Consider the following 23,314-nt stretch of genomic DNA (forward strand, 5'->3'; position numbering starts at 1 on the left):
TCTGAAAAACAAAGGATTTCCCCAAATGAACAAAAAATATTTCATCAACTATCTTATCTTGCTCTTACCGTCCATCATCATCGGCGGTTTGCTTGCCTATTCAGGCGACATAACAGACGGTTTAAAAATCGGCTTTCTCTCTTTGTTGGGCAACGCATTCATCGCCCTATTCCACAAAAAACGCAGCAAAATTTATCTCGTGCTGGCAATCTTGTGGTACGCCCTATTCCTGCTTCACAGCATGACTTTGTCCGCTACATGGCTGCTGTATAACAGCAAAATCAACGCTTATTTCATCGTTCAATCCATCGCCAACACATCGCTCAACGAAGCCACAGAATATTTCACGCACAGCTTGCCCTATTTAGGTGTCGCCAGTGCCGTATTTGTTGGTTTGGGCGTGCTGAGCTATTTCCTGTTCACCAAAATCTACAACCGCGACTGCCCACTTGTCCAAAAAAACCAAAAAAGCACATGGATTTTGCCGATTATCATCGGTTTGCTGTGCGTAACCGCATGGGCAATCAAACCCATTCGCGCCGTGTCGCCCCCCATTTTTTGGATCAACTACGTCAAATCTATCCAGCAGTTCAAAGCCCAATTGGTTGAACACAAAAACTGGCAACACAACTGGACGCAATACGCCCAACAAAACATCAGCAAGCTATCCAACTTTCAAGAAAAACAAACCGTTATCCTGATTATTTCCGAAAGTTTAACCAGCTACAATTTACATTCTTGCGGCTACCCACGCCACACCAATCCCAATATGTTCGCCGCACAAAACGAACTGACGATTTTCTGCAATGCCTATTCAGGTTATCCGTCCACATTAGACGCAGTGAAATCCATCTTAACCGATGTGCCAGCCGCGCAACCTGAATACGTACCAACCAAAAGCATTCTCGCAGACGCAAAATCCGCAGGTTTCAAAATCTTTTGGCTAAGCAACCAAGACGACAGCTACATCGCCTCCCTATTTGGCGCGTTTACCGACCAAGCGATTTACAACAACAAACGTTCAGGGCGCAGCAGTTTTGCTAAAGATGAAGAACTGTTCCCCTTGGTGAAAAACACGTTGGCAGATAGCGCACCGAAAAAACTGATTGTGGTGCATTTGATTGGTTCGCACCCCAATTATTCCGCGCGATACACCGACAAATTTAAACTATTCCCCACCCAAGACAATGCACAAGAACAGCCCGTTCAAGCGCAATTGGCGCAAATCAACGCCAGCTCGTGGACAAAAAATCTGCGCGATAAATACGACAACAGCGTCGCTTATCAAGATTGGGTGTTCAACAACATTTTCACGATGCTCAAGCAAGACAAAGCTGAATCACGCGGCTTGATTTTCCTGTCCGACCATGGCAATGAAGTGGGGCACGTGAAAGACTTTGCAGGACACAGCTCAACCACGCAAGCAGGTTATCGCATACCTGTGATGTTGTGGCACAACCAACTTGCGTTACCCAAAGGCGCAAACCAAGATAAAGCCATTGATGCCACTCAGTTAGATGATAATTTGCGCTTTATGATTGGGTTACAAGATAAAACTAACACCGCGTTTGTGCCTTGGTGGGTAGATAATTATCAGTTTCCAAGTAATGCTAAGTTTCCTTATTGGGAAAATCCATAAAAAAACACAGCCTATGTTTTGCGATCACAATGTTTCAAATCACAGACATAAGCTGTCAAGATAATATATTGATATATATTTTGTATGTCTTTACGCACTTATCCATCAAATCGATAAAATGGCGCATCATATTCACTGTAGCGCGTTGGCACAAATAAGCGATTGGGGGTTAAATAGCGTGTTAATTGATTTTCGACCCCTAATACACAAGCAAAGAGCGCCATACGCATTGTTACGCCATTATCTGCTTGGCGAAAAATAGCGAGCTGCGACAATTCATCCAAATCTTCGCTTAAATCAAATGCCCCTTCTCGACTATCTCTAGGTAAAGGATGCATAATCACCACTTCTTTTTCTCCATAGCGCGCCACACTATCGCGATGAATGCGCAATGATTCACCATAACTCATATCCTCTTCTTGTGGATTAGCAAAGCGCTCTTTTTGAATACGCGTAGCATAAATCACATCTGCCCCTGCTAACCCTTGCTGTAAATTATCGTATTCATACACCCGATGCCCTGCTTGCTTTAGACGCTCAATCAATACCTTAGGCAAACGCAAATTATCAGGACAAACCAAATGAAAACGAATGTTTTCAAAACATTGCAATAACTTACATAAAGAATGAATGGTTCGCCCATGTTTTAAATCCCCCACCATAGCAATGCTCATGCCATCAATTTTTTTACCTAAGCGTGAAAACTCTTTATAAATCGTGTAGTAATCTAATAATGCTTGTGTTGGATGCTCTCCTGCGCCATCGCCTGCATTAATAATAGGAACTAAAATCCCACGCGCAAACTCAGCGACTGAACCAATATCAGGATGCCGCATGACAATGGCATCTGCGTAGCCTGCAATCACTCGCGCCGTATCGCGCAAAGATTCCCCCTTAGAAATGGATGAAAAAGTAAATCCTGTCGTATCACTCACACTGCCTCCCAATCGTGCAAAAGCAGTATGAAAACTTAGGCGCGTACGCGTAGAGGCTTCAAAAAACAAATTAGCCATTACAGCCCCGCTTAAGACATTACAACGCATTTTGCGCTGTGCAATTGGCTCAACCATTGCGCCCACTTCTAATAAAGACTCCAATTGTGCGCGCTTAAATTGGTCAATAGATAAAACATGCTGTCCCACTAAAGCCATTGATTCCCCCCTTGAGTTGCTAAAAATAAAATTTTTGGCATTATGCCATTTTTTTAGCCTAGAACCGCTCATGATTGCCCTCATACAACGCGTAAACGACGCCAGCGTCCAAATTAACCAGCAAACCATCGCCCGTATCAACTACGGACTACTTGCACTCATTGGCATTGAAAAGCACGACAACGACGCAACCCTCCACAAGCTCGCCCACAAACTCCTAAACTACCGCCTTTTTAGCGATAGCCAAGGAAAAATGAACCTCAACATCCAACAAATTAACGGCGAAATCCTTCTCGTCTCACAATTCACCCTTGCCGCCAACACCCAAAAAGGCAATCGCCCCAGCTTTGATTGCGCCATGGCTCCACAACAGGCTGCTCAATATTTCCAACAATTTTGCCAGCACATTCGCCAACAACACCCAGCCACACAAACAGGAGAATTTGGCGCAAACATGCAAATCAACTTAACCAACGACGGCCCCGTCACCTTTTGGCTACAAACCTAAATTGGAAACACCCATAAAATTGCAGGAATCGACACCAACAACACCAAAATCGACAAAGGCAATCCCATCCGCCAATAATCAGAAAAAGCATATCCCCCTGGTGCCATCACCAACGTATTAGACTGATGCCCAATTGGCGTTAAAAAAGCGCTAGAAGACGCCACCGCCACCGCCATCAACAAAGGCTCAGGCGCATAGTCCATCCCTTCAGCAATCTTCAAAGCAATTGGCGCCGCCAAAATCACCGCCGCCGTATTATTAATCACATTCGTCAGCGCCATCACCACCGACATCAACAACGCCAACATCCACACAGGCGACAACTCTCCTGTCAGCGTTAGTAGCGCCTCAGCAATCAATTGAGAACCCCCAGTAGTTTCTAGCGCACCTCCCACAGGAATCATAGCTGCCAGCAACACAATCACTGGCAAATCAATCCCCTTATAAAAATCCTTCACCGCCACCACACCAAATAACACCATACACAACGCCGCCATCACCAACGCCAACGCTGCGGGCAATATCCCAAACGAAATCAAACCAATCGAAGACAAAAAAATCAAACAAGTGATCAAAATCTTACGTGGACGCTCAAAGCTCAACGCCCTAGCTGCCAACGGCAAACAACCCAACACCCGCAACGTATCTGCCAAACCATCTGCCTTTCCCTGAATCAGCAAAATATCCCCTACAACAAACTTCACCCGACTCATCCGCCGACGCAAACGCTGACCCTGACGCGCCACAGCCAACACATTCAACCCATAACGCTCCCGCAGCGCCAACCGCGACACCGACATCCCCACCAACATCGACTTAGGCAAAACCACCACCTCCGCCAACCTAAGCGCGTCCAAATCCTGTGTTTTTTTCTGCTCTACCCCTTCACCACCCTTCTCAACCACATCCGCCGCCAATTTCACCCCTGTTGATGCCAGCAACACCTTCAACGCCTCCGAGCTCGCCTCAATCATCAAAATATCGCCCACCCGCAACACCTCATACATCGACGGCAACGTCATCCGCCTCTCCCCACGAATCAAAGCAATCACACTAATATCCGCCTCATCCTCCACCGCCGCCAACAAATCATGCAACGTCCGACGCACAAAACCTCCGCCCTCAATAATCACCACCTCCGTCATATACGCCTCAACAGAAAACAAATCCGCATCAGGCGCAGCGCCCCCGCGCTTAGGAATCAACCGCCAACCCACAAGAGAAATAAACCCAACCCCCACCACACAAATCACCAGCCCCACAGGAAAAAAATCAAACATAGCAAACGGACGCCCCGTTGCCTGTTGCAAAAATTGCGACACCACAATATTTGGTGGCGTACCAATTAGCGTCAACATCCCCCCCAACAACGAACCAAACGCCAGCGGCATCAAAAACAACCCAGGAGAACACTCCGAGCGCCGCGCCAACCAAATTGCCACAGGTATCATCAATGCCAACGCCCCCACATTATTCATAAACGCCGAACAAACCGTCACCAACGACGTCAGCGCCATAATCTGCATCACCAAATTCCCCCTCACCCGCAACAATAAGCGCGCAATAATATCCACCAACCCCGCGCTCATCGCCGCCTCAGAAATAATTAACACCGCCGCCACCGTAATCACCGCAGGATGCCCAAACCCTACAAACACCTCCTTCATCGGCACCACCCCCGTTAGAGCCGCCAATATCAACGCCGAAAGCGCCACCACATCATAGCGCCAGCGCCCCCAAATAAAAAACACCAGAGAAAATAAAAATAATTGAAAAAACAATACCTTGTTCAAAAGTTATCATAAGAACATCCTGCAAAAACCCCAAAAAAAAGCGCCTATATAGCCCAAAAACCTGCTAAAGATAGCCACAAACCCTATAAAACAATATGATACCATGCCACCCTAGCAAAATACCCATACCCACCCATGCGCTCTAAAAACCCCCTACACCAACTCCACCCCTATCTTGCCCAACACCGCATCCGCCTAAATCTTGCCTATCTAAGCGCTCTTTTATCTCTTATCCTTCTCATTTTGCAAAATGCCCTACTTGCCAATCTTTTTGCACACTGGCTTAAGCAAAGCGCCCAACCCACCCCCAACCTCATTGACCCACTCACCCCCCTACTACCCTACCTAAGTGCCTGCCTACTTTTGCGCCCATGGCTCAACCACTACCAAACCATCACCCTCCACACCATCAGCCAAAATATCCGCAACAGCCTACGCCAAAAACTCCTACAAACCCTCAAACATCTTGGACCAGAACGCCACCAACTAGGCAGCGACGGCAGCCTCAGCACCCAAATCATCGAACAAGTTGACCAACTCCACCCCTACCTCAGCCGTTACCATCTCCAACAAAAATTTGCCCTCATCACCCCCCTTATCATCCTCATCCTAACCTACTATCACAGCCCACTTGCCGCCTTACTTTTCCTTCTCACCGCTCCGCTCGTTCCTCTTTTTATGATATTAGTAGGCAAAAATGCGCGCGACAAAAGCCAACAGCAACTTCAAACCCTCCATCTACTCAGTAGCCACTTCCTAGACCTCATCCGTGGCATGCCCACCCTAAAACGCCTAAACGCCACCCCCTACGCCCAACAAACCATCGCCCACAGCGCCGAAGAATATCAGCAAAAAACCATGGGCATCTTACGCCTAGCCTTTCTCTCCACCGCCGTATTAGAACTCTTTGCCTCCCTCTCCATCGCCCTAATCGCCGTCTATTTAGGACTCGGACTACTCGAACTCCTCCCTTGGAATAAAGGGCACACCCCCGTCCCCTACCAAAGCGCCCTATTCATCCTCCTTCTTGCGCCAGAATTTTACGCCCCCCTTCGAGAACTAGGCAGCGATTATCACAGCAAAGCGCAAGCGCAAACCGCCCTAGAAAACCTAGCCCCATGGTTTAACCATCATAACGCCCCCACAGAAAAAAACGCCCCCCACATCCGCCACAGCCTTCACCGCCCCCCCAGCATCACCCTAGAACACCTAACCCTCTACAGCCACGACAACCGCCTACGCCTCCCCACCACCACCCTCCATATCCCCGCCAACCACCGCATCGCCATCAGCGGCGCAAGTGGCAGTGGAAAATCCAGCCTACTGCAAGCAATCCTCGGCTACTGCCCAATCCATACAGGCAGCCTCACCCTCGACCAGCACCCCCATCAAACCCTAGACCATGCCCATTTGCGCCAACAAATCGCCTACCTAGCCCAACATCCCCCCCTTCTCCCACTCACCATTGCCGAAAATCTCCGCCTTGCCCACAAAACCGCCACAGACGACCAACTCCACCGCGCACTACACGCCGTACAACTCCAACCCCTCATCCAACAACTCCCTCACGGCATCCACACCCCACTTGGCGAACATGGACAAGGACTTTCAGGCGGACAACAACAACGCCTCGCCATAGCTCAACTCATCCTCCAGCCCAAACTCCTCTGGTTGCTAGACGAACCCTGCGCCCAACTCGACCCCCAAACCGCTCTAGAACTCTACCAACTCATCGGACAACTCAGCCGCCACAGCACCCTAATCCTCATCACCCACGACGAACACCACCTCCTAAATACCCCCCAACTCAACTGGCTCAACCAACACATCCACCTACCCACCCCCAAGTAATCTTAACCAACATGCATACCCCACTAAAACTCCGCCATCTCCTCACCCACACCCCCCACCTATGGCTTATCACATGGAGCATAGGACTTATCACCCTCATCGCCACCCTAGCCCTGCTTGCCGTCTCAGGCTGGTTTATAAGCGCCGCCGCACTTGCAGGACTACTCAGCAGCACCCTCACCTTCAACTACCTCCACCCAGCCGCCCTAATCCGCACCTTCGCCATCCTCCGCACAGCAGGACGCTACGGCGAACGCCTCCTCTCCCATCAAGCCACTCTAAACCTCCTCAAAACCCTCCGCTACCAATTTTTCATCACCTCACCCACGCCCCAATCCAACACACCCTACAAACCCTACACAGCGAACACCAACTCCATCGCCTGACCACCGACATCGACCAACTCAACGAACTCCCCCTGCGCACCTACGCCCCATGGGCATGGGCGCAAATCATTCTACTGATTTACCTACTCATCCTAAATCACCTCCAACCCACTCTTCTATGGCCTAGCACCATCCTTCTTTTAAGCGCCAGCTTCCTCCTTCCTCTACTAGGACAGCGCCTTGGCATCAACCTAGCCCGACGCCACAGCCAACTCAACGAACAACGACGCCACACCCTCCTCCAACCCCTCCAAGCACTCACCCAACTCCTACTCTGGCAACGCTGGGAAGACTATCAACACACCTACCAACAACGCCAACAACAATTTGACCAACTAGAAACCCGCCAACAACACCTTGCCAGCCTCCTTATTGCCAGCCAACAAACCCTCCTAGCCCTCACCCTCCTCTACACCCTAAGCCACGCCCAGCTCAGCCCAGCCATACTCCTAGCCCTCAGCCTCACCCTCCTAGGACTCAATGAAATCCTCACCCCACTGGCCAGCCAATTCACCAGCCTTGGCACAAGCCTCAGCGCCAAACAGCGCCTAAACCAACTCCTAATCCCGCCACACCACACCCATCCCAAACGCCCAATCCCCACCAAAAACCTCACCCTAAGCGCCCATCAACTGAGCGTCCAATATCCTAATGCCATCGCGCCTCTAACCAACCTCAACTTCATCATAAAAAGCGGACAAACCCTTCTTATCACAGGAAAAAGCGGCAGCGGTAAAACCACCCTCCTCACCACACTCGCGCAAGAAATCCCCCAAAAAGCGGAACCCTTTATCTAAATCATCATCCCCTACACCACTACACCCCAGAGCATATCGCCTACCACAGCCAACACATCCACATCTTCAACCTCACCCTTAGCGAAAATCTTCGCCTCGCTCATCCCAACGCCAGCGACCAACAGCTTTGGCAAGCCCTAGAACTTGTCAACCTTGCTCATTGGGTTACCCAACAACCCAAACACCTCCACACCCCACTTGGTGAATATGGTCTCAACCTCTCAGGTGGACAAGCCAGACGCCTAGCACTCGCGCGCCACCTCCTCATCCCCAAACCCATTCTCATACTTGACGAACCCTTTGCAGGACTCGACCCCGAAAACGCTCAACAATTATTAGAAAAACTCCAACACCACATGCAACATGGACTTCTCATCATCGCCAGCCACCAACATCCCATTACCCCAAACCCCAACCTCATCCACCTACAAATCCCAAACTAAAATAACAAAAACAACACCCTACAAAAAATCACGCCACCCCAAAAACAAAACGCACAGAAAAAATGCAATAAAAAACTTGAATCGCTAACAAAACTATGATTTAATCCGCGCTCAAATTTAGCGAGAGTGGCGGAATTGGTAGACGCGCTGGATTTAGGTTCCAGTGCCGCAAGGCGTGAGAGTTCGAGTCTCTCCTTTCGCACCATTAATTGATACGCCTTCATTGAAGGCGTTTTTTTTTGAATCAGACACATAAAATTACTGAGGACACTATGCAATCATCGGTTGAACAGTTAGAAGGTCTCGCACACAAACTCACCATCGAAATTCCCGCCAAGCAGATTGACGACAAAGTAGAACAACGCTTAAAAGAAATCCGCCCACGCATTCGCCTAGACGGTTTTCGCCCTGGAAAAGTCCCCCCTAACGTCATTAAACAAAAATATGGCAATGATATTCGCCGTGAAATCCTCTCTGATACCATCGAAACCGCCTACCGCAACGCACTAGAAGAGCATCAACAAACACCTGTCGCCCCTCCCAAATTAGAAGTTGAATCTGGCTTTCAAAGCAACGAGCCCCTAAAATTTACCGCCATCTTTGAAATTGCTCCTGAAGTAGAGGTAAAAGGTCTAGAAGAACTAAACATCACCCTTCCACAAAGTGAGCTAGGCGAGCAAGATATCGATTTTATGATTGAAACATTGCGTCGCCAACAAGCAACCTTTAGCGAAACAGAAGAAGCTGCTGCTAAAGATGACCGCGTAACAGTTGATTTTGTTGGAAAATTAGACGGTGAAGTCTTTGAAGGCGGTAGCGGTGAAGACGTAAAAGTTTCCTTAGGAAGCGGACAAATGCTGGCTGATTTTGAAGAAGGACTCGTAGGCACCAAACAAGGGGATGACAAAACCTTCGACGTTACCTTCCCTGAAGATTATCCTGCAGAACATCTCGCTGGAAAAACCGCGCAATTTAACGTACAAGTTAAACAAGTTGAAAAAATCAACCTCCCAGAAGTTGATGAAGAATTTATCAAACGTTTTGGTCTAAATAGCGCTGATGAATCCTCATTCCGTAAAGCTATTGAAGAAAACATGGCGCGCGAACTTGAAAATGCACTACGCCGTATTAAGCGCGAACGTTTATTTGATGCGCTACTAGAAAAAAATAGCGAGCAACAAATTGCCGAAGGTGCAGTTGAGCAAGAAATTGAGCGCATGAGCCGTGAAATGAAACTTGAACAACAAATTGCTGATGCTGAACAACGTCAGAAAATTGCTCAGCAAATCTTTGATGGAACAGCACGTCGTCGCGTTCGTCTTGGTGTATTGCTTGGAAAATTATTTGAAGAGCGCAATATTGAAATTGACCAAGAGCGCGTTCAACAGCGTCTAGAGTCTATTGCTGCAACTTACGAAGACCCAGAAGAAGTGCGCCAATGGTATCAGCAAGACCAAAACGCGCAAATGAATCTTCAGTCTTCTATTTTAGAAGAGCAACTCATTGACCAATTGTATGAAAAAGCCAATATCAGTCATGAAGATAAAACCTTCCAAGAAGTAATGACGCTTAATAGTCAACTACGCAACTAATACGGTATTTTTGGCGCTTAAAAGGTGATAACTTGGTTATCACCTTTTTTATTTGTAGCAATGCGCTACTCTATCCTTTTCTCTTTCATAACATACGAAACCGCCAATATTCGCCAATCTTCACTCATAGCGGTATAATCGCCCGTCCTTTTCATTTTTGGAGCTGTTGCTATGGATATTTATAACCATCTACCTATTCCCATGGTTGTTGAACAAACAGGACGAGGTGAGCGCGCCTACGATATCTACTCACGCTTACTTAAAGAGCGCGTGGTTTTTCTTATCGGGCCTGTTAATGATGCAAGCGCTAACCTAGTTGTTGCGCAAATGCTATTTTTAGAGGCAGAAAACCCTGAGCAAGACATCCATTTTTATATCAATTCACCGGGCGGGTCTGTTACTGCTGGCATGTCGATTTACGACACCATGCAATTTATTAAGCCTGATGTTAGCACTATGGTGCTTGGACAAGCTGCTAGTATGGGCGCATTTTTACTTGCCTCAGGTGCAGCTGGAAAACGTCAAGCGCTTCCCAATTCCCGCGTGATGATTCACCAACCATTAGGCGGTTTCCAAGGTCAAGCAAGTGATATCGATATTCATGCCCGCGAAATTCTCTACATTCGCGAACGCCTCAATAAATTACTTGCCCATCATACTGGACAATCATTAGAAACGATTGAACGCGACACCGAGCGCGACAACTTTATGAGCGCTGAACGTGCTAAAGAATATGGGCTTGTCGATAGCATCATCACAAAACGCAGCGAACTCAGCCAGTAATTAATCTCTCAATAGTTATTCAAGGAGCGGTCTATTTTGTCTTGCTCCTTGAAATCTTTTGCCTAATCCCCATTAAGGCTTTCATTGATACATTATTCTTTTCGGAGCACTTATGAGCCAACCAACCTGTTCTTTTTGTCAAAAATCTAAAGACGAAGTCAACCGCCTGATTGAAGGCGCTGATGGCAGTTGCATTTGTGATGAATGTATCATTTTATGTGAAAAAATGCTCAGTGAAGACCTTAAAGCCTTTGAGATGGATGATAAAGAAGAAGCTTTTACGTTTAATCTAAAATCTCTCCCAACTCCCTCACAAATTAAAAACTATCTAGACGACTACATTATCGGACAAACTCAAGCCAAAAAAGCACTGGCTGTTGCCGTTTACAATCACTACAAACGTTTAAAACTCAATCAAGACAAATCTATAGAGGATGAAGTAGAGATTGGCAAAAGTAATATTTTAATGATTGGTTCTACAGGTTCGGGCAAAACTCTTCTTGCCCAAACACTGGCCAAAAGCTTAGATGTCCCCTTTGCTATCGCTGATGCTACCGCACTCACCGAGGCGGGCTATGTGGGCGAGGATGTGGAAACTGTTTTACAGAAATTATTAGTTAGCTGTGATCATGATGTAGAGAAAGCGCAAAGAGGCATTATTTATATTGATGAAATCGATAAAATCGCGCGCAAAGGCGAAAATATGTCCATTACCCGCGACGTCTCTGGTGAAGGCGTGCAACAAGCCCTACTCAAACTCATTGAAGGCACAAATGCTGCGGTCCCCCCAAAAGGCGGACGCAAACACCCTCAGCAAGAGCTTACACAAATAGACACCACCAATATCTTATTCATTTGTGGGGGCGCTTTTGCTGGACTTGAAAAAATCATTGCCAAACGTACCGACCAAGGCGGTATTGGTTTTGGCGCTACTGTGCAAAGTAAAAATGCTCTAGATAACCCCACAAGCGACGTTTTAAAACGCGTTGAGCCAGAGGATTTAGTGAAGTTTGGGTTAATCCAGAGTTTGTTGGACGTCTGCCTATCATTGCACTACTTGATACTTTAGATGAAAAAGCACTTATCCGCATTCTCACCGAACCCAAAAATGCCATTATCCGTCAATTTAAAAAAATCTTTGGTTATGAAAATGTCGAATTAGAATTTGAACCACAAGCGCTCAATGCCATCGCCAAAAAAGCCATAGAGCGCAAAACAGGCGCCAGAGGCTTACGTTCTATTGTCGAGCAAACGCTACTTGATACCATGTTTGATCTTCCAGACCAAACTGATATTGAAAAAATCATCATCACCGAAACCAGCATTAACAATACCGCCAGCCCCACCATTATCCGCAAAACCGCCTAAAGGAACCGCTTATGAGTAAAAATTATTATCCCGCACTCCCTCTACGCGATGTTGTTGTTTATCCTCATGTTATCGTGCCACTTTTTATTGGACGTGAAAAATCTATTGCAGCCATAGATCATTGCATGGAGAGCGACCAACAACTCCTCCTTGTCCCCCAACGCGACCCTAAACAACTAGAACCAGAAATAGATGACCTCTACACCCTCGCCACACTTGGGCGCATCGTACAAATGGCAAAATTAAGCGACGGCACCATTAAAGTACTTGTTGAAGGATTAGAGCGCGTTAAAATCCAAAATTGGCGAGATAACGATATCTTCTTAAGCGCTAACACGCTTAGCTTAAACGAACGTGAAGATAGCGCCTCATACGAAGAATTTCAAAGATTAACCCATGTCGCTATTAAACAATTCGAGCGCTATTTAAAAGAACGCGATAAAAATGCCGATGCGCTCATTGAAACCTTAAAACAACTTGAAAGCCCTGCACGCATTGTAGATACCATTGCTGCGCACCTTGAGTTAGAAGTTGAGCAACGCATTGATATTTTAGGGCTACTAGATGTTCAGGAACGCGCAGAACGTCTACTTGTATTACTTGAACAAGAGCTTGAAAAAACCGAGCTAGAAAAAAGCATCCGCAAGCGCGTCAAACAACAAATGGAACGCAATCAGCGTGAGTACTATCTCAACGAGCAAATGAAAGCCATCCAAAAAGAACTAGGCGATATGGACGAAGCGCTCAATGAAACCGAGCAACTCGAACAAGATATTATCGATGCAAAAATGCCCGAAGAAGCGCACCGAAAATCCATTGCAGAACTTAATAAACTTAAGCAAATGTCGCCCATGTCTTCAGAAGCCAATGTGATTCGTAACTATCTTGAATGGATGATTGATTTCCCTTGGTCAAAAAAACGGCGCGCTCATTATGACCTAGAGCGTACAGAAACTGTCCTTGAAAGAGATCACTATGGGCTAAAAGATGTCAAAGAGCGCATTGTTGAATATCTTGCTGTGCAAAAACGCAGTAAAAACAACAGTAAAGCGCCCATCATCTGCCTTGTTGGTCCTCCAGGGGTTGGTAAAACCTCACTAGGAAAATCCATCGCTGAAGCCACAGGACGCGATTTTGACCGCATTTCACTAGGCGGCGTACACGATGAAGCGGAAATCCGCGGACATCGCCGCACCTATATTGGCGCTCTGCCTGGAAAACTTGTACAAAAACTCAGCAAACTGGGCAGTAATAACCCCGTTATCCTCCTTGATGAAATCGATAAAATAGGGCATGACCACCGTGGCGACCCTGCCTCAGCACTTTTAGAAGTACTTGATCCTGCACAAAATAATACTTTTAATGACCACTATTTAGAAACTGATGTGGATCTTTCCAAAGTGTTATTTATCGCCACCGCCAACACACTCAACATTCCTGCGCCTTTGCTAGATCGCATGGAAATTATCCGCCTAGCAGGCTACACCACACAAGAAAAAATCCAAATTGCTGAGCGCTATATTATCCCTAGACAGCGCAAAGAAAATTTCTTAAACAAAAAAGAATTTATCCTAAAAGATAATCTCATAGAAACCATTATAGAAAACTATACGCGCGAAGCGGGTGTGCGCAATCTAGAGCGCGAAATAGGCAAACTCGCACGCAAAGCCGTACGCAAATTGCACCAAAAAGAAACTAACAGCGTTACCATTACCCACGACAATCTCGAAGATTTTTTAGGCATTGCCAAATACCAGCGCAACGAAGAACAATTTAAAAATCGTATTGGTAGCGTCAACGGACTGGCTTGGACTTCTGTTGGTGGCGAACTCCTTCAAATTGAAACGGCAGTTTTCTCAGGTAAAGGCAAACTCCAACTTACAGGACAGATGGGCGATGTTATGAAAGAAAGCGTTCATGCCGCCCTTTCTGTCGTTAGAAGTTATCTTGATAAACATGACCCCACCTTTAAATTTAACGACCACGACCTCCATATGCACATGCCAGAAGGCGCCACCCCCAAAGACGGGCCCAGCGCAGGCATTGGAATGGCAACCGCCCTACTCTCTGCATTTACAGAAATCCCAGTGCGGGGCGATATTGCCATGACAGGAGAAATCACCCTACATGGACATGTGCTTGCCATCGGTGGGCTAAAAGAAAAACTCCTTGCCGCACAACGAAGCAAAATGAAAACAGTACTTATCCCAAAAGATAACGTAAAAGACCTGCGCGATATCGACCAAGAAGTCCTTAATGCACTAGAAATTATTAGCGTTAAAAGCATTGAACAAGTCTTTGAGCACGCGCTAGAGCCTCACGCACTCCCCCTAACAGAGCGCATAGGCAAGCATAAAACCCTAAAAAAACCCATTGAAACAAGGAATGATAAACATCATTAAATCCATATAAGACTAAGCAAAACAATCGCATAAATTGGCAAAATTCCACAGACAGCCATTTGATTTTATTGCCATTAAAATCATTGACTTTTTAGCAACACGCCAATAAAAAATCTCAGCTCATTTTGCTTAGTCTTTGAAAGTAAAAAAAGTTTGACACAACAACCCCTAATCGGTATAAAATCCACCCCGTCGATGCCAAGCATCGAACCAAGTTTTTAACTCCATATAAAGGTAACAGGATATGAATAAGACGGAACTCGTAGACGCCATTGCAGAAGATGCAGGAATCACCAAAGCGCAAGCTGGCAAAGCACTAGATTCAATTATTGATAACATCACCAACACCCTACAAAAAGGCGACAAAGTCACTTTAATTGGTTTTGGTACATTTGAACCACGCAAACGCGCAGCTCGTGATGGACACAATCCTAAAACTAAAGAAGCCATCAAAATTCCAGCCAGCGTCTCAGCAGGCTTTAAAGCGGGCAAAAAACTAAAAGATGCATTAAACGACTAATGTATCGCCATCATCTCTATAAAGCAATGCCACAACGCATTGCTTTTTTAATTACTTTCTTTTGTGATACCACAACACCATCGCCTCAACAATCTCAAGCAGCTGCAAACGCTCCCTCTCTTCAAGACCTGTTAATAACCTCATAATCCGCCTTGCTTGATCACCCATCAAAAAACTTCCATCGCCTAACAAACTAGCCACATCGCACTGAAAAATATCCGCCAACTCCAATAAACGCATAGCCGAAGGCACAATTATCCCACGCTCCATACGCGAAACCGCATCATTGCTAATATTGAGTAACTCCGCCACTTGTGCCTGAGTCAAACCAGCGGTCTGACGATATTTTGCAATAGCGCGCCCAATTTCTTTTATTGATTCTGAATAATCCTGCCGCAAAGCTCACCTCCCTAAAAGTTAGGCAACATCATTGGACATTAACGACTTGATAAACAGTGAGTATAAGTTCTATACTAAGACTTTAATTCTTAAAAATAGCCTCATGTTTTGTCCTTACTTGCACATAAAACGCAAAAAAATTTCTAACAAGCGACACAACCTGTCATTCCCTCTTGTTACACTATACAAATCTAATGAACCACTGAAGAATCATGACCTCTAAAAAACACGATACGCTCGCTTTTCGCCTAGGAGATATTCTCGTAAAGCTCAATACAGGCGAACGCATCGACATTCACGCCCTAGCGCAAGAATATCAAGTTCATATCCGCACCCTACAACGCGACCTCAATGAGCGCCTCACCATGCTAGCCTATACCGAAGCAGGCCCGCGCTACTACCGCATCGACAAAAACAAACAAGGTCATTTAAATCAAGAAGAAATCAAACGCATTGCACGTTTTGCCAGCATACAAGAACTCTTCCCAGAAGTAGACCGACGCTTTTTCCAAGAAAAACTCCAACAAAGCATCACCATAAAAGGCTTTCAATACGAAAATATCCGCCACAAACAAAAAGAATTCGACACCATCACTCAAGCCATTAAACAACAACAATATATTAACTTTACCTATACCAAAGTCCGCTCCAAAGACAGCAAAACCTATCAAATAGAGCCCTATCACCTCGTTAATAAAAATGGCATTTGGTATCTTGTTGGGCTTGATAATGGGAAAGAAAAAAGCTTCTGTTTTAATCAAATCAGCAATCTTGCGCTAGAAAAGCAAACTTTCACCTTAGATACCGCCCTACTCGATAAAATCCGCCAAACTGACAGTATTTTTCTTGGCAGTCAAATCAGCGAAATTATTATTAAAATTGCCCCTAGAGCCGCAGGCTATTTTAAACGCAGAAACCTCCTGCCAAACCAAGAAACCATCCGCGAACTAGAAGACGGCAGCCTACTACTTGCCTGCAAAAACGTCAGCCCCATGGAAGTTGTCCCTATTGTGCAATATTGGATACCCCATGCACACATCATCAGCCCCAGTGAAATCCAACAGCAGATGGAAAACACATTAAAACAATATTTAAATTATTAAATTCAAGGAAAAAAATGAAAGATAAAAAACTACTCTCCGCAAAAAAACAGAAGATAATCAAACTGGCAACACTGTTAATATCCTAACTGCCACTGCAAATATCCAGACCATTCAACGCTTTGGAGAAGCCGCAAGGCAGTCTTTAGTTGCCTATAGTGGCTACGATGGAAAGACCGACCAATTTATGGCAAGTAGTTTAAAAAAAATATATACCCACAAAATCAATCCAGATTTTATAAAACAAAATATAAAGCAACAAGCTGGATACGCAGCAGAGACAATAAGCACAGCAAGACGTAATGCAGAAAGCGAAATTAATGGGAATGGTATATTCGCTTCCCGCAGCGAAGACATATCAGGATTTGGAAAAAATCACAATATTGTTGATATAGTTGAAACAAAAAATGGAGAAATTATTGCCAGATCTCAGCAAAAATTTGTAACTGACACCAAAGCGCTACTAAGAAAAATAGCCAGAGGCAAAGGCGGTGGAAAAACTGATTTTTCCCGATATCTTGAAGTTGATTATTTAGATGTTCCGTCAGAACAAGTGGAAGAGATGAAAGAATTTTGCCAGAAAGAAGCAAAAATCTTTATTCAAACAAGCTGAACATGCAAAGCTCAAGGGCGATATCGATCTTGCAAATAGTTTAAAAAAAAGATGCAGAGAATTATCAATCTTTAGAAAATAAAATCAGAGACTCAAAACTCACAACAGATGAAGCTATTTATGCACGTCTTAATCCTAAAACATTCACCGCAAAAGAAATAATAAAAACTAGCCATCAATCTGGAATAGAAGGGGCAAAAACGGGCGCCTTGATTGGTGGAAGCATTAGTATACTTACAAACCTAATAGCCACAAGTACTGGTAAAAAAGAATTAAAAGAAGCCATCCTAGATAGCGCTAAAGAAACCGCTATTGCTGCAGGCGTTGGATATGGCACCAATTTTTCAGGTTCAACCATAAAAGCCTTTCTACAACAATCAACCAATCAAGGGCTTAAAAAACTCTCTAATACCTCATTTCCTGCCATGGTGGTGTCAACCTGTTTAGCAGCGGGTAGAAGCATTCGTAAATATGCCGAAGGTGAAATTAATGCCACGGAAATGACGCAAGAAATGAGCTTAACCGTCTCAGGCATGTTATCCGCCTCATCTTTTGCAGCTATCGGACAACTTGCAATTCCAGTGCCTGTTTTAGGAGCAATGATTGGCAGTCTAATTGGCTACACATTAACCAACACGTTCTATCAAAGTTTTTTTGATGTATTAAAGAATAAAAATTTATCTATCGAACGCAGAAGACAAATAGAACAAGATTGCGAAATTGCCAAACAATCGGCTTTAGAATTCGAGCGAAGAGTCAAAGATATTTTTGCACAACGTGTGCAAGAACTTGAACACTACAGCAGTAAAATGTTTGCAGCACTAGATAATCCTAACAGCTCTATAGAGGAATTTACTACTGCCATGAATGATTTTGCCAATATTCTAGGCAAAAAACTAAGTATTAATAGCATAGCTGAACTAGACGCTATTATGCTATCTGATGAGCCCTTAATTTTTTAAATCAAACTATAGGAGGAATTATGTTTTTAAAAGACTTATCCAGTAATGAGGCGAAACAGTTATTTGGGGATTTATCTCTTATTGTCTGTATGGCAAGTGGTGATAAAGAAACTGCTGCTGATTTTGTAAAAGAGGAATTACAAGCTAAGGATAAATATTTTTACAATGAAGACTATTACACGCAATTTTATGTTGCAATTAGTCAAGAAGAAATTGATATGTATTTATTGTATAGGTCTGAATTAAATAGCGGAAGTTTTGATGGAGACAGTTATAATAGCTTTGACTATGATGGGAATTTTCTTGAAAGAATAATAAATAGAATATCTGAGGATACTTTAGAGCAATATAAAGACAATCCACAAATTAAACAACAAGCCATGCAGGTGCTCGCCTCAGAAAAAGAGGATTTATTTAATATTACACCAGAGCTTATTCAGCATATTATTCTTTTACTACCAGAAGTGAGGCAACAAATCCTTACAAAATCTGCAAGGGAATTAATAAAGAATAAAGACCGTTATCTAACTACTAAAGATAAAAAAATACTTCTTTTTGAACTCATTGGCATAGGCTATAGTAGTGGTCAATTTGAGCAAGAAGAACGTTTTATTATTGAAGAAATCTGCAATCTATTGACTGTTGATTTTCAATACATAAATGATTTTGAAGATATATTACAACGCATGTTGCCAATTAATTTAGAAGCTTATCAAATAATTAACGAATAAGGAGTATTTATGCCCATCCCTTTACTTATCGGTGTTGCTGTTGGTGCAGTAGGATTATATAAAGCAGGTAAAGCCATTTCAGATAATAGTACTGCAGACGACGTCAACGAATCAGCACAGTCCATTGTCAATAAAGCTGAAGAGCGTTTGGAACGTTCTCGTACTGAGTGCAAAGAGACTCTAGATGAACTTGGCAAACGTAAGGCTGATATTTTAAGAATTAACATAAAGAATTTTATCGATGTATTTAAACAAATATATGGTAGAGCAGAATTAGCTGAGCAGCAAAATATAGACAACTTTGATTTAAAAGAATTTGACTATATATTGCAAGAAATGCAAGAAAATATCTCTTTCATTATCTCTTCAGGCTTAGGTGTTGGTGGAGGGGTAGCAAGTGGCGCTATAACCGCCTTTGGTGCTTATAGCGCTACTATGGCATTTGCAACTGCAAGCACAGGAACAGCCATTAGCAGTTTAAGCGGTGCAGCAGCAACAAATGCTACTTTAGCATGGCTAGGCGGTGGCTCCATTGCTGCTGGTGGCGGTGGTGTTGCTGCTGGAACCTTAGCTCTAGGCGCACTTGCGGCAGGACCCGCTCTATTGGTTGCTGGCTGGTATATGGGCGCAAAAGCCGAAGAAAAATTAAATGATGCTTACAGCAATAAAGCACAAGCAGAAAAATATGCTGCAGATGTTCGCGCCGCCAATGCCGTTAGCAATGGCATCCGCGATGTAGCACGCAAAGGCATTGAAATTTTATCGCAATTAAGTAAACATTCTCGCCGCAATCTTAATGAACTTAAAAAAGTCATTGAAGAACAAGGCAAAGACTATAGTAAATATGATAAAGAAGCTAAAGATATTGTGATGAAAAATGCTAAAATCACTCAAGTCATTAAAGCAGCAATAGAAACGCCTATTTTAGATAAAGAAGGTAATCTAATTCAATCAGCCGCTGATAAATTTAATCAGTTAAAATTTGATATAGAAAAAACAGAAAATTAATTTCTTAATTCTTGTGAAAATAGAAGAAGATTTTCCTTGTAATGCCTGCGGATTATGTTGCCGACTTGTCGGCACTAATCCGCAAACCGCTTTTTTAGATAGAGGCGATGGCATTTGTCAGCATTTAGATGTACAAAGCAATTTATGCACCATATATTCCGAACGTCCATTAATTTGTAGAGTAAAAGACTATTATAAAGCCTACTTAACAAAACAATTAACTTGGCAAGAATTCATTAAAATAAATAGCGATATCTGTAAAAAATTACAAGATAACGATCCTAATAAATAAGATTATTTTTTTATTAAAAGATGTAATATGTTTGGAAATCCTAATTCTTATCGTTTTTTATCTTGTAAAAAATGCAAGTGGAAATCTCCTCCACATACAGATTTTATTCAAAGACCCCCTTATTGCCCTCGTTGTCAGCATGATGATTTTGAGGTTCGTGTTAAGGAAGTCTCATTACTAGGCAAGCTATTTCGATTATGACAAATGATATAACAGATATTAATAATTTGTTTGGCAAGGAAAAATAATGACAAAAACTTTTAATTCTGACCCGCATTTTTTGCGCATTTACCGCGCTAAAAGCTGGCTGACGAAAGCCTCTCAGGCGCAAGATAGCGATACTCAGTTTATAGCACTATGGATTAGCTTTAATGCCGTATATGCGCGCGAACTCTCAAGAATATATTCAACCGAAAAAATCGAACTCACACGATTTATTACACAAGTCTGCCAGCTAGATTCTGAGCAGGTTATTTATAACCTTGTTTGGAAACGCTTTGCTAATAATATCCGTACTCTTATTCAAAACCGCTATGTTTTTCAGCCCTTTTGGGATTTTCATAATGGTTTTATCTCAGAAGAATCATGGCGCGAAGCTTTTTCTAAAGCCAATCAAAAAATACAAAATGCATTGGCTCAGCAAGATACTGATAAAATTCTAACCATTTTGTTTGCACGCATCTACACCCTTCGCAATCAAATCATACATGGTGGCGCTTCTTTTAACAGCTCAGCCAATCGCAAACAACTTATTGATGCCTGCGCATTGCTTGATGATTTATTGCCCGTCATGATTAGAATTGTTGAAGACAATCCACAAAAAGACTGGGGCAAACCATTTTATCCTTATATTGAAAGTCAATTTTGACCCACCCCCCTACTAAATCAAAGGATATAATGGGGGGAATCTTTGCGATCCATAACAACCTAAGTTGCTATCTTTCTCCAATACTCTTACGCTGATAAGTCTTGTACTGGTGAACTCTTTATACAACACTAAGTCCTAGTGCATCAGCTAACGCTTGCTATATTACATCGCCACCTATAATCTTTGATTTAGATGGAGAATTACGCACGATTAGTTAAAAAGTCTTTAAAAACAAAAATTAAAGTATCTTACCAAAACATCCAATATCATTTTCTCAATAAAACCTTGCACTTTTTTTAAAAATAGATATAATCGCCGCTCACTCAGCCTGAGTGGCGGAATTGGTAGACGCAGCGGATTCAAAATCCGCCGGTAGTGATACCGTGAGAGTTCGAGTCTCTCCTTAGGCACCAAACCACTTTAATTATATTAAAGAAATAATTTTATTGGCGTAAATTTGGCGTAGTTACTATATTGATAAACCCCGTTTTTTCCCTCGCGCCTCTTTTTCTTCTAGTTTTTGTTTTCTAACTTCTCTTTCTTTTTGCATGTTGTCTTGACTTTGCTTTTGCGAGTAAATACGTTCCTTATCTTCTTGAACATTGGCACGTGTGATTATTACTGCTTAGCACTTTTTAGGGTAAACTATATACCTATCGATTAGGATAATAAGTAAGGGGTATATGTGCTTAACAGCGCTCATTGCAACTTGCACCTTCACAAGAAATGTTAAACAATATAGAGCAGAAGCATGGCAATGCTATGAATGAATTTTGGAACAAGGAATTTGGATATGGAATCAACGAACTCACACAATCCGAAGCTGGACACGTCTTTGCCGTCACTGATGTTAACACCCTCCGAGATCGAATCGCTCAGGCAAGACTTGCAGCAGGCGTCCGAATGGATGCGCCAACAGCTGATAAAGCAGCAGAACCAATCAAAAAAGAATTTAAGCCAGTAATACTCTACTTACTGACTCAAAACCCTAAAGCCATTCTTAAAACTGAAAAACCGACCACGCCTTGCCATGGTTTAATCATTGCATAAATGGATTATTTCATCATCCAGTAAGTCAATAAATTTGCATTAAGCGGGCTTGATATTATTTCCCCCAAATCTTTTGAGATTTCTCTTTGAGTTCTTCTGGGCTTTCTATGCGGTTAAGGTCTTTAACAATGCAGTCAATAGGACAAACGTTAACGCAAGCTGGTTCCTCATAAAATCCCACACATTCAGTGCAGAGCTCAGGATCAATAACGTAAGTTTTTTGCCCTTTTTGGTCATAGCTTATTGCAATATTGGGACATTCAGGTTCGCAGATGTCGCAGTTGATGCAGTCGGAGGTGATTTTTAGTGCCATAGTTTTAGGTATTAGCTGAATTTTTAGGCGATTTTTTGTTTTTAATGATGTAATCACTGCCGTTTAGTTGAACTTCAAACAAATCAATGGCTTTCACCAAATCGCTCAATTGTTTATAGCCATAATTTTTACTATCGAACGATGATTGATTTTTGATGATTTTGCCCACTGACGATAATGAAGCCCAGCCCTTCTCATTTTGAGCTTCTGAAATGGCGTGACGCAGTAAATTCATCAGCTTGGTATCTTGTTTCAGCTCATTACTTGACTTTTTGGACATGCCTGTATGATTTTGATTAGTATTTTCGCCATCCAAATATAAAAATCTTGAACATGCCTGCACATGTGATTTTGGCGTTTTTTGTTCGCCAAACCCAATGACCACCTTACCCTCATGGCGCAGTCGCATCACCAGTGGCGTAAAATCGCTATCTGACGATACAAGGCAAAACACATCGACTTTATTTTTGTGCAAGATATCCATGACGTCAATCGTTATAGCCATGTCGGTGGCATTTTTGGATTTGGTGTACGCAAACTGCTGAACTGGCTTTAAAGCATTATCCAACAAGATATCCTCCCAGCCTTGCAGACCGTGATTTTTCCAATCTCCATAAATTTTACGGATATTGATTGAGCCAAATTTTGCCAATTCACTTAAAATAAATTCAATCTTTTTGGCAGGGGCGTTGTCAGCATCGATAAACAAAGCCACGTTCTTATTTGCAAAATCCATAAATCCTCA

General features: G+C 43.5%; 19 protein-coding genes, 2 tRNA genes and 3 pseudogenes. 19 read left to right on the forward strand and 5 right to left on the reverse strand.

The genetic code is table 11. The features are described 5' to 3' along the window. On the forward strand, window positions 1-1,639 hold a 1,639-nt coding region (locus A5N84_RS02180), incomplete at its 5' end, for a phosphoethanolamine transferase (protein WP_233119864.1). A gap of 98 nt (window positions 1,640-1,737) precedes the next feature. On the opposite strand, the gene pyrB is transcribed toward A5N84_RS02180, so the two are convergent. Then, window positions 1,738-2,790 (reverse strand): aspartate carbamoyltransferase, encoded by a 1,053-nt coding sequence (pyrB, locus tag A5N84_RS02185; RefSeq protein WP_072281181.1) that lies wholly within the window; start codon window positions 2,788-2,790, stop codon window positions 1,738-1,740. A 70-nt stretch (window positions 2,791-2,860) separates the two neighbouring features. On the opposite strand from pyrB, the gene dtd reads away from it, so the two are divergent. Further along, window positions 2,861-3,298: a D-aminoacyl-tRNA deacylase gene (dtd, locus tag A5N84_RS02190; RefSeq protein ID WP_072281101.1), complete on the forward strand. Its 438-nt coding sequence runs from the start codon at window positions 2,861-2,863 to the stop codon at window positions 3,296-3,298. Here dtd and A5N84_RS02195 read toward each other — a convergent pair. After that, window positions 3,295-5,098: pseudogene (locus A5N84_RS02195) on the reverse strand (SLC13 family permease). The gene dtd and the pseudogene A5N84_RS02195 sit on opposite strands and share 4 nt — an antisense overlap. Window positions 5,099-5,226: 128 nt before the next feature. Here A5N84_RS02195 and cydD point away from each other — a divergent pair. The 8 genes and pseudogenes from cydD (at window position 5,227) to A5N84_RS02240 (ending at window position 15,233) form a co-directional block, all read left to right on the forward strand. Further along, window positions 5,227-6,942: a thiol reductant ABC exporter subunit CydD gene (gene cydD, locus A5N84_RS02200; protein WP_072281103.1), complete on the forward strand. Its 1,716-nt coding sequence runs from the start codon at window positions 5,227-5,229 to the stop codon at window positions 6,940-6,942. A 73-nt stretch (window positions 6,943-7,015) separates the two neighbouring features. Continuing rightward, window positions 7,016-8,370: pseudogene (locus tag A5N84_RS02205) on the forward strand (ATP-binding cassette domain-containing protein); the annotation flags it as partial. A gap of 318 nt (window positions 8,371-8,688) precedes the next feature. Next, window positions 8,689-8,773 (forward strand) — tRNA-Leu (locus A5N84_RS02215). Between the two features lie 67 nt (window positions 8,774-8,840). Then, window positions 8,841-10,160, forward strand: coding sequence for a trigger factor (gene tig / locus A5N84_RS02220; RefSeq protein ID WP_072281182.1), 1,320 nt, complete (start codon window positions 8,841-8,843; stop codon window positions 10,158-10,160). 171 nt (window positions 10,161-10,331) lie between these two features. Further along, the gene (clpP, locus tag A5N84_RS02225; protein WP_072281105.1) at window positions 10,332-10,943 is read left to right on the forward strand and encodes an ATP-dependent Clp endopeptidase proteolytic subunit ClpP; all 612 of its coding nucleotides are present in this window, start codon (window positions 10,332-10,334) and stop codon (window positions 10,941-10,943) included. A 112-nt stretch (window positions 10,944-11,055) separates the two neighbouring features. Next, window positions 11,056-12,311 (forward strand): annotated as a pseudogene (gene clpX, locus A5N84_RS02230) (ATP-dependent protease ATP-binding subunit ClpX). 11 nt (window positions 12,312-12,322) lie between these two features. Beyond that, on the forward strand, window positions 12,323-14,713 hold the full coding sequence (lon, locus tag A5N84_RS02235) for an endopeptidase La (RefSeq protein WP_072281106.1): 2,391 nt from the start codon (window positions 12,323-12,325) through the stop codon (window positions 14,711-14,713). Window positions 14,714-14,957: 244 nt separating this feature from the next. After that, window positions 14,958-15,233 carry an HU family DNA-binding protein gene (locus A5N84_RS02240; protein WP_072281107.1) on the forward strand — a complete coding sequence of 92 codons (276 nt, stop codon included), beginning with the start codon at window positions 14,958-14,960 and terminating at the stop codon, window positions 15,231-15,233. A 51-nt stretch (window positions 15,234-15,284) separates the two neighbouring features. Here A5N84_RS02240 and A5N84_RS02245 read toward each other — a convergent pair whose 3' ends face one another. Further along, window positions 15,285-15,632 (reverse strand): helix-turn-helix domain-containing protein, encoded by a 348-nt coding sequence (locus A5N84_RS02245; protein ID WP_072281108.1) that lies wholly within the window; start codon window positions 15,630-15,632, stop codon window positions 15,285-15,287. A gap of 212 nt (window positions 15,633-15,844) precedes the next feature. Here A5N84_RS02245 and A5N84_RS02250 point away from each other — a divergent pair, with 212 nt between their 5' ends. The 9 genes from A5N84_RS02250 (at window position 15,845) to A5N84_RS02285 (ending at window position 22,256) form a co-directional block, all read left to right on the forward strand. Further along, window positions 15,845-16,735: a helix-turn-helix transcriptional regulator gene (locus A5N84_RS02250; RefSeq protein WP_072281109.1), complete on the forward strand. Its 891-nt coding sequence runs from the start codon at window positions 15,845-15,847 to the stop codon at window positions 16,733-16,735. Between the two features lie 184 nt (window positions 16,736-16,919). Next, a complete protein-coding gene (locus tag A5N84_RS09405) occupies window positions 16,920-17,345 on the forward strand; it encodes a hypothetical protein (protein WP_078055518.1) in 426 nt (141 codons plus the stop codon). 209 nt (window positions 17,346-17,554) lie between these two features. Beyond that, window positions 17,555-18,307 (forward strand): hypothetical protein, encoded by a 753-nt coding sequence (locus A5N84_RS09410; protein WP_078055519.1) that lies wholly within the window; start codon window positions 17,555-17,557, stop codon window positions 18,305-18,307. Between the two features lie 20 nt (window positions 18,308-18,327). Continuing rightward, complete coding sequence (locus tag A5N84_RS02260; RefSeq protein WP_072281110.1) at window positions 18,328-19,038, forward strand: hypothetical protein; 711 nt, start codon at window positions 18,328-18,330, stop codon at window positions 19,036-19,038. A 9-nt stretch (window positions 19,039-19,047) separates the two neighbouring features. Continuing rightward, window positions 19,048-20,046 carry a hypothetical protein gene (locus A5N84_RS02265; protein ID WP_072281111.1) on the forward strand — a complete coding sequence of 333 codons (999 nt, stop codon included), beginning with the start codon at window positions 19,048-19,050 and terminating at the stop codon, window positions 20,044-20,046. 13 nt (window positions 20,047-20,059) lie between these two features. Beyond that, a complete protein-coding gene (locus tag A5N84_RS02270) occupies window positions 20,060-20,338 on the forward strand; it encodes a YkgJ family cysteine cluster protein (protein ID WP_078055520.1) in 279 nt (92 codons plus the stop codon). Between the two features lie 247 nt (window positions 20,339-20,585). After that, window positions 20,586-21,206, forward strand: coding sequence for a HEPN domain-containing protein (locus A5N84_RS02275; RefSeq protein ID WP_072281112.1), 621 nt, complete (start codon window positions 20,586-20,588; stop codon window positions 21,204-21,206). Between the two features lie 326 nt (window positions 21,207-21,532). Then, window positions 21,533-21,619 (forward strand) — tRNA-Leu (locus tag A5N84_RS02280). A 289-nt stretch (window positions 21,620-21,908) separates the two neighbouring features. Next, window positions 21,909-22,256, forward strand: a complete 348-nt coding sequence (locus tag A5N84_RS02285; RefSeq protein ID WP_072281113.1) for a hypothetical protein — start codon at window positions 21,909-21,911, stop codon at window positions 22,254-22,256. 55 nt (window positions 22,257-22,311) lie between these two features. Here A5N84_RS02285 and A5N84_RS02290 read toward each other — a convergent pair whose 3' ends face one another. Both A5N84_RS02290 and A5N84_RS02295 read right to left on the reverse strand, forming a co-directional pair. Beyond that, entirely contained in the window at window positions 22,312-22,569 is a 258-nt protein-coding gene (locus A5N84_RS02290) for a YfhL family 4Fe-4S dicluster ferredoxin (protein WP_072281114.1), read from the reverse strand. Window positions 22,570-22,573: 4 nt separating this feature from the next. After that, window positions 22,574-23,305 carry an NYN domain-containing protein gene (locus A5N84_RS02295; protein ID WP_072281115.1) on the reverse strand — a complete coding sequence of 244 codons (732 nt, stop codon included), beginning with the start codon at window positions 23,303-23,305 and terminating at the stop codon, window positions 22,574-22,576. Window positions 23,306-23,314: the final 9 nt, after the last annotated feature.

It is taken from the genome of Rappaport israeli (genome assembly GCF_001888055.1).
In the GTDB taxonomy this organism is placed as follows: Bacteria; Pseudomonadota; Gammaproteobacteria; order Cardiobacteriales; family Cardiobacteriaceae; genus Rappaport; species Rappaport israeli.

Coding starts and splice junctions, on each gene's coding strand:
- pyrB (WP_072281181.1), bottom strand. CDS start 2,790: ATGGCTTTAGTGGGACAGCATGTTTTATCTATTGACCAATTTAAGCGC.
- dtd (WP_072281101.1), top strand. CDS start 2,861: ATGATTGCCCTCATACAACGCGTAAACGACGCCAGCGTCCAAATTAAC.
- cydD (WP_072281103.1), top strand. CDS start 5,227: ATGCGCTCTAAAAACCCCCTACACCAACTCCACCCCTATCTTGCCCAA.
- tig (WP_072281182.1), top strand. CDS start 8,841: ATGCAATCATCGGTTGAACAGTTAGAAGGTCTCGCACACAAACTCACC.
- clpP (WP_072281105.1), top strand. CDS start 10,332: ATGGATATTTATAACCATCTACCTATTCCCATGGTTGTTGAACAAACA.
- lon (WP_072281106.1), top strand. CDS start 12,323: ATGAGTAAAAATTATTATCCCGCACTCCCTCTACGCGATGTTGTTGTT.
- A5N84_RS02240 (WP_072281107.1), top strand. CDS start 14,958: ATGAATAAGACGGAACTCGTAGACGCCATTGCAGAAGATGCAGGAATC.
- A5N84_RS02250 (WP_072281109.1), top strand. CDS start 15,845: ATGACCTCTAAAAAACACGATACGCTCGCTTTTCGCCTAGGAGATATT.
- A5N84_RS09405 (WP_078055518.1), top strand. CDS start 16,920: ATGGCAAGTAGTTTAAAAAAAATATATACCCACAAAATCAATCCAGAT.
- A5N84_RS02260 (WP_072281110.1), top strand. CDS start 18,328: ATGTTTTTAAAAGACTTATCCAGTAATGAGGCGAAACAGTTATTTGGG.
- A5N84_RS02265 (WP_072281111.1), top strand. CDS start 19,048: ATGCCCATCCCTTTACTTATCGGTGTTGCTGTTGGTGCAGTAGGATTA.
- A5N84_RS02275 (WP_072281112.1), top strand. CDS start 20,586: ATGACAAAAACTTTTAATTCTGACCCGCATTTTTTGCGCATTTACCGC.
- A5N84_RS02290 (WP_072281114.1), bottom strand. CDS start 22,569: ATGGCACTAAAAATCACCTCCGACTGCATCAACTGCGACATCTGCGAA.
- A5N84_RS02295 (WP_072281115.1), bottom strand. CDS start 23,305: ATGGATTTTGCAAATAAGAACGTGGCTTTGTTTATCGATGCTGACAAC.